The sequence below is a fragment of the Myxococcus sp. SDU36 genome, assembly GCF_030168875.1.
In the GTDB taxonomy this organism is placed as follows: Bacteria; Myxococcota; Myxococcia; order Myxococcales; family Myxococcaceae; genus Myxococcus; species Myxococcus vastator.
The window spans coordinates 2,919,689-2,941,353 of record NZ_CP077414.1; the positions used below are offsets into that span (position 1 = coordinate 2,919,689).

Annotated in this window: 4 protein-coding genes; all 4 read left to right on the forward strand. The window is 70.8% G+C overall.

The window, feature by feature from the left end:
• Positions 1 to 71: 71 nt before the first annotated feature.
• The 4 genes from KGD87_RS11305 to KGD87_RS11320 are packed head-to-tail and all read left to right on the forward strand — an operon-like array spanning position 72 to position 21,576.
• Positions 72 to 14,312, forward strand: coding sequence for a non-ribosomal peptide synthetase (locus KGD87_RS11305; protein WP_284667467.1), 14,241 nt, complete (start codon positions 72 to 74; stop codon positions 14,310 to 14,312).
• On the forward strand, positions 14,305 to 18,465 hold the full coding sequence (locus KGD87_RS11310; protein ID WP_284667468.1) for a non-ribosomal peptide synthetase: 4,161 nt from the start codon (positions 14,305 to 14,307) through the stop codon (positions 18,463 to 18,465). The genes KGD87_RS11305 and KGD87_RS11310 overlap by 8 nt, the downstream gene beginning before the upstream one ends.
• Entirely contained in the window at positions 18,462 to 19,790 is a 1,329-nt protein-coding gene (locus KGD87_RS11315) for an MFS transporter (protein WP_284667469.1), read from the forward strand. The genes KGD87_RS11310 and KGD87_RS11315 overlap by 4 nt, the downstream gene beginning before the upstream one ends.
• A 40-nt stretch (positions 19,791 to 19,830) precedes the next feature.
• A complete protein-coding gene (locus tag KGD87_RS11320; RefSeq protein WP_502888019.1) occupies positions 19,831 to 21,576 on the forward strand; it encodes a fatty acyl-AMP ligase in 1,746 nt (581 codons plus the stop codon).
• Positions 21,577 to 21,665 lie beyond the last annotated feature (89 nt).

A 21,665-nucleotide genomic window follows, 5' to 3' on the forward strand; every position in this document is an offset into this window, starting at 1 on the left:
GCGTGGCCCGCCTTGCCGCTGCTGCCCCCTTCCTCGCCATCACCTTTTCGCCAGTCGGTTCTCACTCATACATGACCGCTGAATCCTTCGTCTTCCCTGTCTCCTTCGCACAGCAGCGGCTGTGGTTCCTCCACCTGATGCAGCCGGAGAACCCGAGCTACCACATCGCTGGCGCGGTCCGGCTGGGCGGCACGCTCGACACGGCCGCGCTCCAGCGCGCCTTCGACGTCCTGGTGGAACGGCACGAATCGCTCCGCACCACCTTCGCGCAGGAGGAGGGCCAGCCGGTCCAGGTCGTCGCGCCCGAAGGCACCGCGTCCTTCGCCGTCACCGACCTGTCATCACTGCCCCCAGCCGGGCGGGAGGCGGAAGCACGGCGGCTGGCCACCGAGGAGATTCGCCAGCCCTTCGACTTGATGAAGGGCCCACTGCTGCGCACGCGGCTGCTGCGGCTGGCGGACACCGACCATGTCCTGGTGCTGACGATGCACCACATCATCTCGGACGGTGCGTCGCTGGGCATCCTCATCCACGAGATGACGCAGCTCTACTGCGCGTTCATCACCCAGCGCGAGCCGGAGCTGCCCGAGCTGCCCATCCAGTACGCGGACTTCGCCGAGTGGCAGCGCGAGTGGATGGCGACGGAGGGCGCGCTCGACGCGCACGTGGCGTACTGGAAGCAGCAGCTCGCGGGCGCCCCCGTGTTGCAGCTCCCCACGGACCGTCCACGCCCGGCCATCCAGACGCAGCGCGGAGACGCCCTGCCCCTGCACCTGCCAACGCCGCTGGTGAAGGCGCTCCAGCAGGTGGGGCAGCGTGAGAACGCCACCCTCTTCATGACGGTGCTGGCCGCGTTCCAGGCCTTGCTGTCGCGCTACACGCACCAGACGGACATCCTGGTCGGCGCGCCGCAGAACAGCCGCAACCGGGTCCAGACGGAGGGCCTCATCGGCTTCTTCGTCAACACGCTGGTGCTGCGCGCGGACCTGTCCGGCAACCCGTCCTTCCGCGAGCTGCTCCAGCGCGTGCGGGAGGCGACGCTGGGCGCGTATGCGCACCAGGACATTCCGTTCGAGAAGCTGGTCGAGGCGGTGCAGCCCGCCCGCAACCTGGCCTACACGCCGCTGTTCCAGGCCGCGTTCAACTTCCAGGGCATGGCGGGCCAGGCGCTGGCCCTGCCCGGCGTCACCATCCAGCCACTGGACCTGCAACCGGGGACGTCGAAGTTCGACGTGACGCTGGACCTCCAGGAGACCGCGGACGGCCTGCGGGGCTTCGTCGAGTACAACAGCGACCTCTTCGACCGCGCGACCCTGGAGCGCTTCGGGGGGCACTTCCAGACGCTGCTCGCGGGAGTCGCGGCCAACGCGGAGCTGCGCCTGGACGCGCTGCCGCTGCTCACGTCGCCCGAGCGGCATCAGCTCCTCGATGTCTGGCCCGCGCTGAAGTCCTTCCCGGGCTCGGACACGCTGCACGGCCGCTTCGAGGCCCAGGTGCGCCAGCGCCCCGACGCCATCGCGGTGGTCGCCGACGGAGAGCGCCTCACCTACGCGGAGCTGGACCGGCGGGCCAACCAGTTGGCCCATGCGCTGATTTCGCGCGGCGTCCAGCCCGAGGGCCTGGTGGGCCTGTGCGTAGAGCGCTCCCTGGCCACGGTGGTGGGCATCCTCGGCATCCTGAAGGCGGGCGCCGCCTACGTGCCGCTCGACCCGACCTATCCCGCGGACCGTCTGGCCTTCATGGTGGCGGACAGCCGGATGGCGCTGGTGGTGACGCAGCGGCCCCTCATCGAGCGGCTGCCCGCCGAGGGCGCGGCGCTGCTCATCCTGGATGAGGCCGCCGAGGAGCTCGCGCGGCAGCCTGCCCACGCCCCTGGACTCGCGACGACGCGGGAGCAGCTCGCGTACGTCATCTACACCTCGGGCTCCACCGGCCTGCCGAAGGGCTCCCTGCTCCCGCACGGCAACGTGATGCGCCTGTTCGAGGCGACGGAGCACTGGTTCCACTTCAACGAGCACGACGCGTGGACGCTGTTCCACTCGTACGCGTTCGACTTCTCCGTCTGGGAGCTCTGGGGCGCCCTGCTCCACGGCGGCCGGGTGGTGGTGGTGCCGTATCTCGTTTCGCGCTCGCCGGAGGCCTTCTTCCGGCTGCTGAGCGATGAGCGCGTCACGGTGCTGAACCAGACGCCCGCGGCCTTCCGCCAGCTCATCCAGGCCGAGGAGCGCCTGGGCGCGGAGGCGCCGCCCCTGTCGCTGCGCTACGTCGTCTTCGGCGGCGAGGCCCTGGAGCCGGCCACCCTGGTGCCCTGGTTCCGCAAGCACGGGGACGCCCAGCCTCGGCTCATCAACATGTACGGCATCACCGAGACGACGGTGCACGTCACCTACCGTCCCATGGACGCCGCCGAGGCGGAGCGCACGCAGCAGAGCCCCATCGGCGTCGCGATTCCCGACCTCCAGCTCTACGTGCTGGACGCGCGGCTGGAGCCAGCGCCCATTGGCGTAGCGGGTGAAATCTTCGTCGGTGGCGCGGGCCTCGCCCGTGGCTACCTGGGCCGGCCGCAGCTCACGGCGGAGCGCTTCGTCCCCCACCCGTTCAGCCGCGAGCCCGGTGCCCGGCTCTACCGCACGGGCGACCTGGCGCGCTTCACCGCGGACGGGCAGCTCGAGTACCTGGGCCGCATCGACCACCAGGTGAAGATTCGCGGCTTCCGCATCGAGCTGGGCGAAATCCAGACGGTGCTCAGCCTGCACCCGGCGGTGCGCGAGGCGCTGGTGCTCGTGCGCGAGAGCTCGCCCGGGAACAAGTCCCTGGTGGCCTACGTCGCGTCGGCCGAGCTGCCTCCGCCCAGCGTCAACGAACTGCGCCAGCACCTGCTCGGCAAGCTGCCGGACTACATGGTCCCCAGCGCCTTCGTGATGATGGAGCGCTTCCCGCTCACCGCGAACGGCAAGGTGGACCGCAAGGCCCTGCCGGAGCCCGACGGCGCGCGCGCGGACCTGGCTGGCCAGTACGTCGCGCCCCGGACGAAGGTGGAGGAGGCCCTGTGCGCCATCTGGGCCCAGGTGCTGGAAGTCCCCCGCGTGGGCATCCACGACAACTTCTTCGCGCTGGGCGGCGACTCCATCCTGAGCATCCAGGTGCTCACGCTGGCGCAGAAGCAGGACATCCGCTTCTCATTGCAGCAGCTCTTCCAGCACCAGACGGTGGCGGAGCTGGCGGAGGCCGCGGGGAAGGCGGAGCCGGCGCGTGAGGTCTTCCCGCGCACCGAGCCCTTCAGCCTCATCTCCGCTGAGGACCGGGCGAAGGTGCCCGCGAGCGTGGAGGACGCCTACCCGCTGGCCCGCATCCAGGCCGGCATGCTCTTCCACATGGAGCTGGCGCCCACCTCGAACATCTACCACAACACCGACAGCTTCCATCTGCGCCTGAAGGCACCGTTCGACGCCGCGCGCTTCGTGGAGGCCGTACAGGTGGTGACGGCACGTCAGCCCGTGCTGCGCACGGCGTTCGACATGGCGTCGTACAGCGAGCCGTTGCAGTTGGTGCACCGCGAGGCCCACCTCTCCGTCGAGGTCACCGACGTCCGCCACCTGTCCACCGAGGCGCAGGACGCCGAGGTCCGCAAGCTGCTGGAGGACGAGAAGCAGCGACACTTCGACCTCGCGTGCCCTCCGCTGCTGCGCTTCTTCGTGCACATCCGTGGGGAACGGGACTTCCAGTTCACGCTCACGGAGTGCCACGCCATCATCGACGGCTGGAGCCTCCACTCCACGCTGGTGGAGATGTTCAACCACTACTACGCGCTGGTGAACCACCAGGAGCCGCCGCGCTTCGAGCCGCTGAGCATCACCTACCGCGACTTCGTGGCCATGGAGCGGCAGGCCCTCGCGTCCGAGGACCACCCGCGCTACTGGCGCGAGCTGCTGCAGGACGGGCAGGTCATGCGCGTGCCGCGCTGGCGTCGTCCGCTGGCGGAGGGTGAGCCGCGCATCGCCACGGTGAAGGTGCCCATCTCTCCCGAGGTGGGAGAGGGCCTGAACGCCCTGACGCGCAGCGCGGGCGTGCCCTTCAAGAGCATCCTGCTCGCATCCCACCTCAAGGTGATGAGCGTGCTGAGCGGCCAGGAGGACGTCATCACCGGCACGGGCGTCAACAGCCGCCCCGAGGAAGGCGACGGCTCGAAGCTGCGCGGCATCTTCCTCAATACCGTGCCCTTCCGCCTGAAGCTGGCCCCGGGCAGTTGGCTCTCACTGGTCCGCGCCGCCTTCGACGCGGAGCGAGGGCTCTACCCGTACCGCCGCTACCCCATGGCGGAGATTCAGCGGCAGTGGGGCCGCGAGACGCTCTACGAAGTCATGTTCAACTACATGCACTTCCACGTCCTCCACGACATCGCGGGCACGCTCGCGGAGCTGGAGGCGCTGAGCACCATCCGCTCCGAGGGCACCAACGTCACCCTCGCCGTCCACTTCCAGACCGAGCCCCACACGCAGGAGCTCACGCTGGAGCTGGATTACAACGCCGTCGAGCTGGAGCACGCCCAGGTGGAGCAGATTGGCGCGTGCTTCGCGCGAGTCCTCCACGCGCTGGCCTTCGAGTCCGAGGCTCCGCACCACACCTCCAGCCCGCTGCCCGCCGACGTGCAGCGCCGGATGCTGGTGGAGTGGAACGACACCGCCGCCGCGCTGCCCGTGGAGCCCACGTTCCAGGCGCTCTTCGAGGCTCGCGCCGCCGCCACGCCGGACGCGCTCGCGGTGGTCGATGGCGAGCGGACGATGACGTATGCCGAGCTGGACATGCGCGCCAATCAGCTCGCGCATCAGTTGCTGGCGATGGGCGCGGGCCCGGAGCGCGTGGTGGCGCTGGGACTGGACCGCTCCATCGAGCTGGCCACCAGCTTGCTGGCCACGCTCAAGGCCGGCGCGGCCTACCTGCCGTTGGACCCGAGCTATCCCGCCGAGCGGCTGGCGTACATGCTGTCCGACTCGCGCGCCGTGGTGCTGCTCACCACGCAGGCGCATGAAGCCACCTTCGCGGCCTCCAGCGTGCCCCGGCTCCTGGTGGAGCAGGAAGCGGCCCGGCTGGCGACGTTGCCCTCGGGTGCACCGGCCGCGACCGCCTCCGGCGACTCGCTGGCCTACGTCATCTACACCTCGGGCTCCACGGGCCTGCCCAAGGGCACGCTGCTCACGCAGCGCGGCCTGCTCAACTACCTGACGTGGGCCCAGGACGCCTACGCGGTGAAGCCGGGCCAGGGCTCGCTGGTCCACACGTCCATCGCGTTCGACGCGACCATCACCAGCCTCCTCACGCCGCTGCTCGCCGGAGCGACGGTCCACCTGGTGCCTTCGGGACGCGAGGTGGAAGCACTCGCGCTCGCGCTTCAGCAGCCGCGGGGGCATGACCTGGTCAAGCTCACGCCGGCCCACCTCCAGGTGCTGTCCGGGCTGCTGGCGCCAGAGGCCCTGTCGAAGCTGACGGGCACCTTCGTCGTGGGTGGCGAGGCCCTGCCGCCCACCACCGTGGCCTTCTGGCGGAAGCACGCGCCCCAGGTCCGGCTCATCAACGAGTACGGCCCCACGGAGACGGTGGTCGGCTGCTCCATCCACGACGTCAGCGCGGGCGAGCTGCCCGATGGCGTCGTCCCCATCGGCCGGCCCATCGCCAACACGGCCCTCTACGTGCTGGACGCGCGCATGCAGCCGGTGCCCGTGGGTGTCTCGGGCGAGCTCTACATCGGCGGAACTGGCGTGGCGCGCGGCTACCTGGGCCGCCCTGCCCTCACGGCCGAGCGCTTCGTGCCGGACCCGTTCGGCCAGAAGTCGGGACAGCGCCTCTACCGCACGGGCGACCAGGCCCGCTTCCTGCCGGACGGCACGCTGGAGTTCCTGGGCCGCTACGACGGGCAGGTGAAGCTGCGCGGCTACCGCATCGAGCTGGGCGAAATCGAAGCCACCGTCCGCCAGCACGCGCCCGTGCGGGACGCGGTCGTCATCGTGCGCGAGGATGTCCCCGGGGACCAGCGGCTGGCCGCCTACGTCGTCCCGCACGCTGGTACGGCGGCGGATACGGCGGGCCTGCGCGCCTTCCTCCAGCAGCGGCTGCCCGAGCACATGGTGCCCGCCGCCCTGGTCGCGCTGGAGTCCCTGCCACTCACGGCCAACGGCAAGGTGGACCGCAAGGCCCTCCCCGTCCCCGACGGCCTGCTGGCCACGGAGTCCCGCGCGGCGCCGCGAAACGGCACCGAGGAGCTGATGGCCAGCATCTGGTCGGACGTGCTGCGCACGTACCGGCCGGGCATCCACGACCACTTCTTCGACCTGGGTGGCCACTCGCTGCTGGCCACGCGCGTGGTGTCGCGGATTCGCGAGGCCTTCGGCGTGGAGCTGCCCATCGCGGCGCTCTTCGAGGCGCCCACCATCGCCACGCTGTCGGAGCGCGTCCAGGTGCTCCAGGCCCAGCAGGCTGGGGAAGCACCGCCCCCGCCGCTGGTGCCCTACTCCCGCGATGACGAGCTGCCCCTGTCCTTCGCGCAGCAGCGCCTCTGGTTCCTGTACCAGATGGAGCCGGACAGCCCTTTCTACAACATGCCCGCAGTCATCCGGCTGACGGGCGCGCTGAATCCAGACACCGTGCAGCGCTGCCTGGAGGCGCTCATCCGCCGCCACGAGTCGCTGCGCACGACGTTCCGGATGAACGGCCAGACGCCTGTCCAGGTCATCCACCCGCCCGCGGCGCCGAAGGTGGAGACCGCCGACCTGCGCGGCCTGCCGCCCGAGCGCCGTGAAGTCGAAGCGCGCCGCCTGTCCGACGAAGAGGCGCGCCGTCCCTTCGACCTGACGCGTGGCCCGCTCTGCCGGATGGGGCTCATCCAACTGGATGACCAGGAACACCTGCTGCTGCTGACCCTGCACCACATCATCGCCGACGGCTGGTCGCTGTCCGTGCTGGTCCGCGAGGTCGCCGAGCTCTACGGCGCCCTGTCCGCGGGCCAGCCGCCGCCGCTGGCCGCCCTGCCCGTCCAGTACGCGGACTACGCGCGCTGGCAGCGAGAGTGGCTGTCCGGCCCCGTGCTGGAGCGGCAGCTCGACTACTGGAAGCAGCGGCTCACCGGGGCTCCGCCCCATCTGGACCTCCCCACGGACCGTCCACGGCCTCCGGTGCAGAGCTTCCGCGGCGCCACGCACCGGGGCGTGCTGCTGCCCGTGGAGGCGGCCAAGGCGTTGCAGGCGCTCTGCCGGAAGGAGAGCGTCACCCCGTTCATGGCGGTGATGGCGGCCTTCCAGACGCTGATGCACCGCTACACCGGCGAGACGGACATCGTCGTCGGCACGGACATCGCCAACCGCAACCGCTCCGGCACCGAAGGGCTCATCGGCTTCTTCATCAACCAGCTCGTCATGCGGGGCGACCTGAGCGGTGACCCCAGCTTCCGCGCCCTGCTGGCGCAGACGCGGCGGGTGGCGCTGGATGCCTACGCCCACCAGGACCTCCCCTTCGAGGAGCTGGTGAAGGCGCTCAACCCGGAGCGCGACCTCAGCTACTCGCCGCTGTTCCAGGTGAAGCTCATCCTCCAGAACGCCCCGTCCTCCGACCTCCACCTGGAAGGGCTGACGCTGCGCGAGGAGACGAGCACCACCGGCGCCGCCAAGTTCGACATGACGTGGGTGGCCACCGAGACCGAGCAGGGCCTGGAGTGCCTGTGCGAGTACAGCACCGACCTGTTCGACGCGGCCACCATCGACCGGATGATGGGCAACCTGCGTGAGCTGCTCCTGGGCGCCCTGGCCGTGCCGGACGAGCGCATCTCCCGCCTCCCGCTGCTGTCCCAGCCGGAGCGTCAGCAGTCGCTGCTGGCGTGGAACGACACCGCCACGCCCCGAAGCCCGGGCGTCTGCGCGCATCACCTCTTCGAGCAGCAGGCGGCGCGGACGCCCGACGCGGTGGCGGTGTCCTTCGAGGGACAGCAGCTCACCTACCGCGAGCTGGACGCGCGGGCGAACCAGCTCGCCTGGCACCTGAAGGCGTCCGGCGTGGGGCCCGAGGTCCGCGTGGGCCTGTGCGTGGACCGCTCGCTGGAGCTGGTGGTGGGCATCCTCGGCATCCTCAAGGCCGGGGGCGCGTGGCTGCCGCTGGACCCGTCCTATCCGATGGAGCGGCTGACGCTGATGATGCGCGACGCGGCCATCCCGGTGCTCGTCACGCAGGAGCACCTGGCGGATGAGCTCCCCGCGCTCGGGTTGCTGGTCTGCCTGGACACGGACTGGCCGCTCATCGCCAGCCAGCCGCGAACGTCGCCCGCGGTGGAGATGTCCGAGGACAACCTCGCGTACATCATCTTCACGTCGGGCTCGACGGGGCGGCCCAAGGGCACGCTGCTGCCCCACCGGGGCCTGTGCAACACGGCGCTGGCCGCCATCCAGGCCCACCGCGTCCACGAGAAGAGCCGCGTGCTGCAGTTCGCCGCCTTCGGCTTCGACGCGTCGGTGTGCGAGGTGTTCTCCACGCTGCTCGCGGGCGCGCAGCTCTGCCTCGCGCCCCGGGACGCCATCATGCCAGGTGCGCCGCTCCAGGGCCTGCTGGCCGCGCAGGAAATCACGGGCGTCACGCTGACGCCGTCGGTGCTGGCGCAGTTGGAGCCGGAGACGTTGCCGAAGCTGGAGTCCGTCGTCTCCGCGGGCGAGGCCTGCTCGCCGGAGCTGGCGCGCCGGTGGCTGAAGTCCTGCCGCTTCATCAACGCCTACGGCCCCACCGAGGCGACCATCTGCGCGTCGGTGGACGAGGCGGTGGACCCCGACCGGCTGGGCATTGGCCGCGCGTGGGCCAACGTCCGGCTCTACGTGCTGGATGGCCAGCTGCAGCCGGTGCCCGTAGGTGTGCCGGGTGAGCTGTTCATCGGCGGCGTGGGCGTCGCGCGCGGCTACCTGGGCCGGCCGGACCTGAGCGCCGAGCGCTTCGTTCCGGACCCGTTCGCGGTGGAGCCCGGAGGACGGCTGTACCGGACGGGAGACCGGGTGCGCTGGCTGGCCGAAGGACGGCTGGAGTTCCTGGGCCGCCTGGACCACCAGGTGAAGCTGCGCGGCTTCCGCATCGAGCTGGGCGAAATCGAAGCGGCGCTGGCCGAGCACCCGGAGGTACAGGACGCCGCGGTGCTGGTGCGGGAGGAGACCCCGGGCCGCAAGCAGTTGGTGGCCTACGTCGTCGCCGACGACGTGGAGCAGCCGCCCGAACAGGACGCCCTGCGCCGGGCCCTGACGTCGCGCCTGCCCGAGTACATGGTGCCGTCCGCCTTCGTCATGCTGAAGGCCATGCCGCTGACGTCCAGCGGCAAGGTGGACCGCAAGGCCCTGCCCTCGCTGGCGCAGGAGCAGGTGAAGCCCGAGCACGTCCACGTCGCGCCCCGCGACCCGGTGGAGCAGACGCTGGCGGACATCTGGGCAAAGGTGCTGTCCCGCGAGCGCGTCAGCATCCACGACAACTTCTTCGAGCTGGGTGGCGACTCCATCGTCAGCATCCAGGTCATCGCGCGGGCGCTGGAGGCCGGGCTGCACATCAGCCCGCGTCAGTTCTTCCAGTACCAGACCATCGCCGCCCTGGCCCCGCACGTGGGTCAGGCCCAGGTCGTGGAGAGCGAGCAGGGACCGGTGACGGGCGCCGTCCCGCTCACACCCATCCAGCACTGGTTCTTCGAGTGGCGGCTCCCGCACCTCCATCACTACAACCAGTCGCTGCTGCTGGGCCTGCGTCAGCCCGTCGCCGCGTCCGTGCTCCAGGACGCGCTGCGGGCCCTGGTCGCGCACCACGACGCGCTCCGCCTGCGCTTCGAGCGGACCGCCGACGGCTGGCGTCAGGAGAGCCTGGGGCTCGACAGCACCGTGACGCTGCGCGAGGTGGACCTGTCCGGACTGGATGAGGCCGCGCAGCGCGCCGCCTTGGAGGAGGTGGGCCTGCGCGCCCAGGCGGGCTTCCGGCTGGAGGAGGCGCCGCTGGTGGCGGCCGTGCGCTTCCACCTGGGGCCCCAGCGTGGCGACCGGCTGCTGCTCGGCATCCACCACCTCGCGGTGGACGCCGTGTCCTGGCGCGTCCTGCTCATGGACCTGGAGACGGCGTGCCAGCAGCTCAGCCAGGGGCAGCCGGTGGCGCTGCCTCCGAAGACGACGTCCTTCCAGGCCTGGGCTCGCCGCTTGGAGTCCTTCGCGGCCAGCGCGGAGCTGGAGCACGAGGCCGACTACTGGCTGAGCCAGGGTGAAGACACGGCGCCGCTGCCCGTGGACACCGCGGACGGCGACAACACCCTGGCGTCCGCGCGCACGCTGACGGTGGCGTTGGAGGCCGAGGAGACCCGGCTCCTGCTTCAGGAGGTGCCGACAGCCTGGCGTGCCCGCATCGACGAGGTGCTGCTGACGGCGCTCGCGCAGGCCCTCTCCACCTGGACGGGACAGCGCAGGCTGCGCGTCCAGTTGGAAGGCCACGGCCGCGAGGACCTGTTCGACGGCGTGGACCTGAGCCGCACCGTGGGCTGGTTCACCAGCGCCTACCCGGTGACGTTGGAGCTGCCGCGGGATGGCAGCCTGGGTGACGAGCTCCGCGCGGTGCGGGATTCGCTGCGGCAGGTGCCGCGCAAGGGCCTGGGCTACGGCCTCGTGCGCTACCTGCGTCAGGACGAACGGGGCGCCCGGCTCCGTGCGCAACCGGAAGCGGCGGTGGCCTTCAACTACCTGGGCCAGCTCGACTCGGCGCTGCCCACCTCGTCGCTGCTGGCGCCCGCGGACGAGCCCTTCGGCGCGCAGCAGGGGGCGCTCGGCCAGCGGCGGCAGGTGCTGGAGGTGAATGCCCACGTCTTTGGCGGCAAGCTGGAGGTGTCCTTCACCTACAGCGAGGCGCTGCACCAGCGCACCACGGTGGGCGCCCTGGCGCAGGGCTACGTCCACGCGCTCCGGGCCCTGGTGGACCAGCGGCGCGGCGAGGACGCGGCGCGGTTCTCCCCGGTGGACTTCCCGCTGGCGAAGGTGACGCAGGCCACGCTGAACGGCCTGATGCAGTCGCACCCGGAGATGGAGGACCTCTACCCGCTGTCGCCCATGCAGCAGGGCATGCTCTTCCACGCCATGCTCGACCCGGACTCGGGGATGTACTTCGAGCGCGCGGCGTGGACGTTGGGCGCGGACCTGAACCGCGGGGCGCTGCGCGAGGCCTGGCAGCAGGTGATGGCGCGCTACCCCATCCTCCGCACCTGCTTCGTGGGTGAGGAGCTGGAAGCGCCGCTCCAGCTCGTGAACCGCAAGGCCGTGCTGCCTTGGGAGGAGCAGGACTGGAGCCACCTGTCCGAGCCAGAGCAGCAGACCCGGCTGTCGGCCTGGATGGACGCGGACCGGGCACGAGGCTTCAACTTGAAGCGGGCGCCGCTGATGCGCGTGGGCGTCCTGCGCCTGGGCGTTCGGACGTGGCGCGTGGTGTGGAGCTTCCACCACCTGCTGCTCGACGGCTGGAGCGTGGGCCGCGTCCTCAACGAGATGCTGGCCCTCTACGACGCGCAGCTCCGTCAGCAGCCGGTGCGCCTGGAGCAGCCGCCAGTGTTCCGCGACTACATCGCCTGGCTCCAGGGCCGGGAGATGTCGCAGGCGGAGTCCTGGTGGAAGCAGGCCCTGCGCGGCTTCGGTGAGCCCACGCCCCTGCCTGGTGAGACGGGAGGCCAGGCGCGCACCGCGCCGCAGGTCATGGGCGAGCGCAAGGTCCACCTGCCCGCCGAGGTGACGGAGCAGCTCCGCGCCTTCTCGCGGCGGCACCAGGTGACGCTCAGCACGCTGGTGCAGGCGGCCTGGGCCCTGGTGCTCGGGCGTCACGCGGGACAGGACGACGTCGTCTTCGGCGTCACCGTCGCGGGCCGTCCGCCGGAGCTGCCAGGCGTGGAGCAGATGGTGGGCCTGTTCATCAACACGCTGCCGGCCCGCGTGTCGCTGCCGGCCCAGAGCAAGGTGGTGGACTGGCTGAAGGCGCTCCAGGCGTGGCAGGTGGAGCGGGCTCCGTTCGAGTACGCGCCCCTGGTGAAGGTCCAGGGCTGGAGCCCCGTGCCGCGTGGCACCCCGCTCTTCGAGAGCCTCGTCGTCTTCGAGAACTACCCCGTGGAGGACTCGGTGCGGCAGGGCGCGGGCGCGCTGGAGGTGCGCGACGTCACCGCCCAGGAGCGCACCAACTACCCGCTGACGCTCTCCGCCCACGCGGACAAGGAGCTGATGCTGAACCTGGACTTCGAGTCCCCGCGCCTCGGCGTGGAGGCCATGGAGCGGCTGCTGGAGCAGCTCCAGACGGTCCTGGTGGGCATCCTCGACGCGGAGGACAAGCACCTGTGGGAGCTGTCGCTGCTCACGCGGGAGGCGCGTCGCCAGGTGCTGGTCGACTGGAACGACACGCACGTCCCCGGGCTGGGCGCCTGCCTTCACCAGCTCTTCGAGGCGCAGGCCCAGCGGACGCCGGACGCCGTCGCAGTGGTCGCGCCGGAGGCGGGCTCCCTCACGTACGGGCAGCTCGACGAGAAGGCGAACCAGCTCGCGCACCACCTGCGCGCCCGGGGCGTGGGCCCCGAGGTGCTGGTGGGCGTGTGCCTGGAGCGAACGCCGGAGCTGCTGGTGGCGCTGCTGGGCATCCTCAAGGCGGGCGGCGCCTACGTCCCGCTCGACCCCACCTACCCGGCCGAGCGGCTGGCCCGCATGGCCTCCGAGGCCCGGCTCTCCCTGCTGCTCACCCAGCAGTCCCTGGTGGAGACCTTCGCCAACCCCTCCGGGTCCCTCTACCTGCTGGACACGGAGGCGCCAGCACGCGCCGCGCTGCCCACGCAGGCGCCAACGCGCCTCACCTCGCTGGACAGCCTGGCGTACGTCGTCTTCACCTCCGGCTCCACGGGCACGCCCAAGGGCGTGATGATTTCGCACCGGAGCTGGACCAACGCGTACCTCGGCTGGGAGCGGAGCTACGGGCTGCGGGAGCACTGCCGCGGCCACCTGCAGATGGCCAGCTTCTCCTTCGACGTGTTCGCGGGCGACCTGTCCCGCGCGCTGTGCTCGGGCGGCAAGCTGGTGCTCTGCCCGCGGGAGTGGCTGCTCGAACCGCCCCGCCTGCTCGCCCTGATGAAGGAGCAGGCCGTGGACTGCGCCGAGTTCGTCCCCGCCGTGCTGCGCGGGCTGCTCCAGCACCTGGAGGAGACGGGCCAGACGCTGGACTTCATGCGCGTCCTCGTGGCCGGCTCCGACGCCTGGTACGTGAACGAGTACCACCGGCTCCAGGCCGTCATCGGCGACGACACGCGGCTCATCAACTCGTATGGCGTCAGCGAGGCGACCATCGACAGCACGTGGTTCGAGAGCAGCGACCTGGGCCTGAGCGACACGCAGCTGGTCCCCATTGGCCGTCCCTTCGCCAACAACCGCCTCTACGTGCTGGACACGCATCAGCAGCCGGTTCCCGCCGGCATCGCGGGCGAGCTCTTCATCGGCGGCGAGGGCGTGGCGCGAGGCTACTGCCACCGCGCCGACCTGACCGCGGAGCGCTTCGTCCCCGACCCGTTCGCCACCGAGCCCGGCGCGCGGCTCTACCGCACCGGAGACCGGGCGCGGTACCTGCCGGGGGGCGACCTGGAGTTCCTCGGCCGGGCGGACACGCAGGTGAAGCTGCGCGGCTTCCGCGTGGAGCTGGGTGAAATCGAGTCCGCGCTCGGCAAGCACCCGGCCGTGCAGGGCGCGGTGGTGCTGCTGCGCGAGGACCCGGGGACGCCCCGCCGGCTCGTCGCCTACGTGGTGGGCTCGGACATCAGCGACACGGCGGTGCTCCGCGACCACCTGCGGGAGCGGCTGCCCGACTACATGGTGCCGGCCGTCTTCGTGCGCCTGGAGGCCATCCCCCTCAGCCCCAATGGCAAGGTGGACCGCAAGGCCTTCCCGGCGCCGGACGCGGCGCAGCGCACGGGCGAGCAGCGGCTGGTCGAGCCCCGCTCGGAGACGGAGTCGAGCCTGCTCACGCTCTGGAAGGACGTGCTGGGCCAGGCGTCGCTGGGCGTCACGGACGACTTCTTCGACGTGGGCGGGCACTCGCTGCTGGCCACGCAAATCATCTCGCGCACCAACGCGATGTTCCAGGTGACGCTGCCGCTGCGCGCCCTCTTCGAGCACCCCACCATCGCGGGGCTGGCGGAGCAGGTGGTGCTCGCGCAGTTGGAGGGCGTGGATGAGGCCATGCTGGCCTCGGCCATGGAGGACGTCGGCGACCTGTCGGACGCGGACCTGGAGCAGCTCCTGGAGGGGACGAATGAGTGAGCTGCTCAAGAAGCTCGCGGGCCTCTCCCCGGAGAAGCGCGAGGCGGTGCTCAGGAAGCTGCGACAGCAGAACGTGGTCGCCGCGCCGATGGAGGAGGCGCGCACGCCTGGAATCCCTCGCGCCTCGCGCGAGCAGCCGCTGCCGCTCTCCTTCCCGCAGCGCCGGCTCTGGTTCCTGGACCAGTTCGAGCCCGGCACGCCCGCCTACAACATCCCGGAGTTCGTGCGCCTCACCGGGCCGCTCCACGTCCCCTCCCTGGAGCGGGCGCTGAACGAGGTCATCCGGCGCCATGAGGTGCTGCGCACGACCTTCGTCGCGAAGGACGGCGAGCCCCAGCAGCGCATCCTCCCGGAGCTGACGCTGACGCTGGGCGTGCTGGACCTGAGCTACCTGCCAGGCCCCCAGCGGGAGCCCCTGTGCGAGGAGCTGGCGCTCCAGCTCGCGGGGACGTCTTTCGACCTCGCGGCGGGGCCGCTGCTCCACGCGAGGCTGGTCCGCATGGGCGAGGAGGACCACGTCCTCCTGCTCGTCGTGCACCACATCGTGTCGGACGGCTGGTCCACCGGCATCTTCGTCCAGGAGCTGACAGCGCTCTATGCCGCCTTCTCCCAGGACAAGCCGTCACCGCTGCCGGAGCTGCCGCTCCAGTACGCGGACTTCGCGGCGTGGCAGCAGCAATGGATGCAGGGCGACGTGCTGGCGTCGCAGCTCGACTACTGGCGCCGGCAGCTCGAAGGGAGCGACAGCGCGCTCAAGCTGCCCACCGACAGGCCGCGCCCGCGCGTGCGCACCTACGCGGGCGGCAAGCGGAGCTTCCAGGTGGACCCGGCGGTGGCCCAACAACTGAAGACGCTGGGGACGCAGGAGAAGGCGTCGCTCTACATGGTGCTGCTGGCGGCGCTCCAGACGCTGCTCCACCGCTACACGCGCGAGCCGCGCATCAGCGTCGGCACGTACATCGCGAACCGGAACCGGACGGAGGTGGAGCCGCTCATCGGCTTCTTCCTCAACACGCTCGTCATGCGCACGGGGCTCGAAGGCAATCCCACCTTCCGGGAGCTGCTGCGGCGCGTGGTGGACGTGACGCTGGGCGCCTACGGGCACCAGGACATCCCCTTCGAGAAGCTGCTGGAGGAGCTGGCGCCGTCGCGAGACACCAGCCACTCCCCCTTCTTCCAGGTGATGCTGGTCCTCCAGAACACCCCCACGCCGCCCGCCGAGCTGGGCGCGCTGCGGATGGAGTCCTTCAGCGTCTCCGGTGAAGCCTTCGCGCAGTTCGACCTGACGCTGTGGTTCTCCGAGGAGGCCGGTGGCCTGCAAGGCATCTGGGAGTACAACCGGGACCTCTTCGACGCCTCCACCGTCGAGCGAATGGTCGCCCACTTCCAGACGCTGCTCGCGGGCATCGCCACGAACCCGGCGCAGCGGCTCGTCGAACTGCCGGTGCTTCCGGCGAAGGAGCGTCAGCGCATCCTGCGCGACTGGAACCAGGCCCGGCTCGACGTGCCCCCGGGCACCTGCCTCCATCACCTCATCGAGGCACACGCGGCGCGCACGCCCGACGCCACCGCCGTCACGGACTCCGAGCGCCGGCTCACCTACGCGCAGCTCAACGCGAAGGCCAACCAACTGGCGCACCACCTGCGCTCCGTGGGCGTGGGGCCCGAGCGAATCACCGGCGTCTTCCTGGACCGCTCCGTGGACATGGTGGTCGCGGTGCTCGCCGTGCTCAAGGCGGGCGGCGCCTACGTGCCGTTGGATCCGTCCTATCCCCCAGAGCGCACGGCGCTGATGCTCGCGGACAGCCGGCCGGCGGTGCTCGTCACCCGCCAGGGACTGGCGTCCCTCCTGTCCGCGGCGCTGCCGCCCGTGGTGGACATCGACACGGACGCGGGCGCCATCGCCGCGAGGCCCACGACGACGCCCGAGGGCGGCGCGAGCCCTGAGCACCTCGCCTACGTCGTCTACACGTCAGGCTCCACGGGCCGCCCCAAGGGCGTGATGATTTCGCACCGGAGCTTCGCCAACGCCTACCTCGCCTGGGAGCGCGACTATCGGCTGCCCGAGCTGCGCGCCCACCTCCAGATGGCGAGCTTCTCCTTCGACGTGTTCTCCGGCGACCTCGCCCGGGCGCTCGGCTCAGGGAAGACGCTGGTCCTCTGCCCGCGTGAATGGCTGCTCGAGCCCGAGAAGCTCTACGGCTTGATGCAGCGCGAGCAGGTGGACAGCGGCGAGTTCGTCCCCGCCGTCGCCCGCCTGCTGATGGGGCACCTCCAGGAGCACAAGCTCCGGCTGGACTTCATGCACCTGCTCATCGTCGGCTCGGACACCTGGGACATGCGCGAGTACCACCAGCTCCGCGGCCTGTGCGGCCCGGACACGCGGCTGGTGAGCTCCTACGGCCTGAGCGAAGCCACCATCGACAGCACGTACTTCGAGCAGCCGGAGCCCACGCCCAGCGAGCAGATCGTCCCCATTGGCCGGCCCTTCGCCAACTCGCGGATGTACCTGCTGGACAGCGCGATGCAGCCGGTGCCCATCGGCATTCCAGGGGAACTCTTCGTGGGCGGCGACGGGCTCGCGCGTGGCTACTGGGGCCAGGCGCACCTGACCGCCGAGCGCTTCGTGCCCAGTCCCTTCAGCGCCACACCGGGCGCGCGCCTGTACCGCACGGGTGACCTGGCCCGCTACACGGAGGACGGCACCCTCGCATTCATCGGCCGCAACGACACGCAGGTGAAGATTCGCGGCCACCGCATCGAGCTGGATGAAATCAAGGCGAAGCTGCTGGAGCACTCGGCGGTCCAGGCCGTGGAGCTGCTCGTCCACGAGGACGCGGGCAACAAGCAGCTCGTCGCCTACCTCACGCTCACGGCGCCGGACGTGGCCACGGCCGAGGACTTGCGGCAGCACCTCAAGAAGCACCTGCCGCCGTACATGGTGCCCGCGGCCTTCGTCATCCTGGCCGCCTTCCCCCTGACGCCCAACGGCAAGGTGGACCGCAAGGCCCTGCCCGCGCCGGAGAGCGTCCGCCGCGACGCGCAGGACGGCTTCGTCGCCCCACGCGACGAGGTGGAGACCCGGCTCGCGGCCATCTGGGAGGAGCTGCTGGCGGTGCGCCCCATCGGCGTGCACGACAACTTCTTCGACCAGGGCGGCCATTCATTGCTGGCCGTCCGGCTGATGGTGCGCATCCGCGAGCAGTTCGGCCGAGCCCTTCCACTGTCGGTCCTCTTCCAGAACCCCGCGCTGGAGCAGCTCGCCAAGGCGCTTCACGAAGAGGCGGCGCCCGCCCCGTGGTCGCCGCTGGTGACGCTCCAGCCGGGAGCAAGCCGCCCCGCCCTGTTCTGCGTCCCGGGTGCCGGTGGCAACGCCGTCTACCTCCGCGAGCTGGCGCAGGCGCTGGGCCCCACCCTGCCGGTGCATGCCTTCCAGGCCCGCGGGCTGGATGGACGCGCGGAGCCGCACCGCTCCGTCGAGGAGATGGCCGCGTGCTACGTCGAGGCGCTCAAGCAGGTACAGCCTCAGGGGCCCTACCACCTGCTGGGCCACTCCTTCGGAAGCTGGGTCGCCTTCGAGATGGCGCAGCAGCTCCGGAAGCAGGGCGAGTCGATTGCCTTCCTGGGCATCCTCAACACCACCGTCCCGGTGAACGAGGCACCGCCGAGCGAGGCGCCCCCATTCGACGACGCGGACTGGATGGCCTCCGTCGCGAGCACGGCGGGCCGCCTCTATGGCGTGGACCTGGGCATCTCCGCCGAGACACTCCGGCCGCTGTCCGCCGAAGCGCGCCGCGAGCACCTGACGCGCAGGCTGGTCCAGGCGGGCCTCCTCCCCGACGGCGCGGACAGCCAGCAGGTCCAGGGCTTCATCGAGGTCTACAAGGCCGCGTACGCGATTGACTACGTCCCCCGGGACACGCTCCCCGTCCCCGTCGCCCTCTTCCGGGCCCAGGAGCGGCACGAGGAAGACGGCATCGTCCCCGAGTCCTTCACGGACGACCCGAGCTGGGGCTGGGGCCACCACGCCTCCGCGGCCGTCACGCCCGTGACGGTTCCGGGAGACCACATGACGATGCTGGCCGCGCCTCACGTCCAGGTGCTGGCGGAGCACGTGCGCCAGGGCCTCTTCCGCGCCGGAGGCCTTCGATGACGGCGGCACCGGCCTTCCCCATGAAGACCGCCGTCTCCATCTGGCTGGGACAGGTCCTGTCGCTGCTGGGCTCGGGGCTGACGAGCTTCGCGCTCGGCGTCTGGACGTACAAGACGACGGGCGACGTGACGCAGTACGCGCTGGTCATGCTCTCCGCGACGCTGCCCGCCATCCTGCTCGGGCCCGTGGCTGGCGCGCTGGTGGACCGCTGGAACCGCCGCTGGGTGATGGTGCTCAGCGACACGGCCGCGGGCCTGTCGAGCTTCGTGCTGGCGCTGCTGCTGTTCAACGGGCTGCTGCAGCCCTGGCATGCCTACGTCACGACCGCCGTGGTGTCGGTGGCCAGCGCGTTCCAGCAGCCAGCCTTCGCCGTACTCGTCTCCACGGTGGTGCCGCCACGGCACCTGGGTCGGGCCAACGGGCTGGTGCAGATCGGGCTCGCGTTCTCCCAGTTGGTGGCGCCCCTGTTGAGCGCCACGTTGCTGGAGCTCATCGAGCTCAAGGGCATCCTGCTCATCGACGCGGCGACGCTGGTGCTCGGCACGCTGCCCCTGCTCCTGGCGCGCATCCCCCGGGAACACCTCGTGTCTCCGTCCGGCGAGGAGCGGCCGTCGCTGCTGGAGGCCATCCGGGCCGGCGGCGCCTACCTGCGCGCCACGCCGGGACTGCTGGCGCTCATTGGCTTCCTCGCGGCCAGCAACTTCCTGACGGGCACGGTCGAAGTGCTCGTCACGCCGCTGGTCCTGTCCTTCGCGGACGTGCGGACGCTGGGCGCGCTCACCACGGCGGGTGGCGTTGGCATGCTGGTGGGCAGTCTGGTCATCAGCGCCTGGGGTGGACCCAAGCGGCTGGTGCATGGCGTGCTCGGGTTCCAGCTCACCTGTGGCCTCGCGCTCATCAGCGTCGGGCTGGCCACCGCCGTCCCCGTCCTGGCCGGTGTCGCCTTCGCGTTCTTCTTCGGCCTGCCCATCATCAATGGCTCCAGCCAGGCCCTGCTCCAGCGCATCGTGCCCCTGGCGCTGCGCGGCCGGGTCTTCGCCTTCACCAGCACCATCACCGGCGCCATGTTGCCGCTGGCGTACACCCTCGCCGGACCGCTGGCGGACCACGTCTTTGAACCCGCCATGGCCCCGGGGGGAAGGCTCGTCCCCCTGCTGGGTGCGTTCGTCGGAGAGGGCCCGGGCCGAGGCATCGCCTTGATGTTCCTCATCGCGGGCGCGCTGTCCATCCTCATGACGCTGCTGTCCACGCTCTACCGCCCACTGCGCGAGCTGGAGGCGCCCCCGCTGGAGGCGCCTTCCGCCGAACCCGCGGTGAGCCCCTGAAGCCTCCCCACTTCCCACGACTCTCCCAAGGAGCCCCGCCGTGCCGAGTCCCAGCCGTTCCGTGCAGACCCTGACCGACCTGTTGCGCTGGCGCGCCTCGAATCAAAACGAGGCCCGCGCCTATACCTACCTCCAGGATGGCGAAGGCCAGGAGACCACCTGGACCTATGGCGAGTTGGATCGCCAGGCCCGCGCCATCGCCGCGGCGCTTCAGGAGCACAAGGGCGCCGGCGAGCGCGCGCTGCTGCTGTATCCCCCCGGGCTGGACTACATCGCGGCGTTCTTTGGCAGCCTGTACGCGGGCGTCGCCGCGGTCCCCGCCTATCCGCCCGTGCAGCTCCAGGCCGTCAACCGCATCCTCTCCATCCTCCAGGACGCGAAGCCGCGCTTCGCGCTCACCACGCGCGAAATCCTGGAGAGCGTGAACGCGCTGGCCGATTCCTACCCCGTCCTGAAGGAGATCCGCTGGATTGCCACGGACGCGCTGGAGGAAGGGCTGGAGGATGGCTGGAAGCGTCCCGCCATCACCGGCGACTCGCTGGCCTTCCTCCAGTACACGTCAGGCTCCACGTCGACGCCCAAGGGCGTGATGGTGCTGCACCGGAACCTGATGTCGAACGAGGAGATGATTCGTCAGGGCTTCAGCCACGACGAGCAAAACACCATGTGCGGCTGGCTGCCGCTGTACCACGACATGGGGCTCATCGGCATCGTGCTCCAGCCGATGTACCTGGGCACGCACTCCGTCGTGATGTCGCCCTGGTCCTTCCTCCAGCGTCCCATCCGCTGGCTGTCCGCCATCACGAAGTATCGCGTGACGACGACCGGCGGCCCCAACTTCGGCTATGCGCTCTGCACGCGGAAGGTGAAACCGGAGCAGCTCGCCTCGCTGGACCTGAGCTCGTGGCGCGTCGCCTTCAATGGCGCGGAGCCCGTGCGCGCCGACACGCTGGCGCACTTCGCGGACACCTTCGCGCCCGCGGGCTTCCGCCGGGAGGCCCTCTATCCCTGCTATGGGCTCGCGGAGGCGACGCTCTTCGTTGCGGGAGGCCTCAGCGCCGAGCTGCCACGTCACCTCACCGTGGATTCGGCCGCGCTCGAGCAGAATTGCGCCGTGCTGACCCAGCCAGGCCCGTCCGCGCGGACGCTCGTCAGCTCCGGGCGGAGCTGGGGTGACAGCCTCATCCGCATCGTGAACCCGGAGACGCTGGTGGCGTGCGCTCCGGGTGAGGTGGGCGAAATCTGGACGGCGGGCCCCCACGTCACCCACGGCTACTGGGGACGCGAGGAGACGAACGCGGAGACCTTCCAGGCGCGCATCCAGGGCAGCGAGGAAGGGCCCTTCCTCCGCACCGGCGACCTGGGCTTCATGATTGACGGCGAGCTGTATGTCACCGGCCGCATCAAGGACCTCATCATCGTCGATGGCCGGAACCACTACCCGCAGGACCTCGAGCTGACGGCCGAGGGCCAGCACCCGGCGCTCCGCCCTGGCTGCTCGGTGGCGTTCTCCGTCGACCATCCGGAGGGCGAGCGGCTGGTGGTGCTGGTGGAGGTCAGCGCCCGCTTCGCGCCCTCCGAACAGGGCGATGGCGCACAGGCCCTGGACGCGAGCGCGCTCCAGAAGAGCATCCGGCAGGCCGTGGCCGCCGCGCACTCCGTGGACGTGCATGAGGTCGTCCTGCTCCAGCAGGGCGAGGTCCTCAAGACGTCCAGTGGCAAGGTCCAGCGGCGCGCCTGCCGGGCGAAGTACATGGAGGGCAGCCTCCAGCGCTGGCCGGCGTAGTCCGTCCCGCGCTACCCGCGAGGGGCGCGCACCTTCCAGAGCCCCAGGTACTTCTTGCGGTACCTGGGGTCTGGACCTCTGGCATCGGC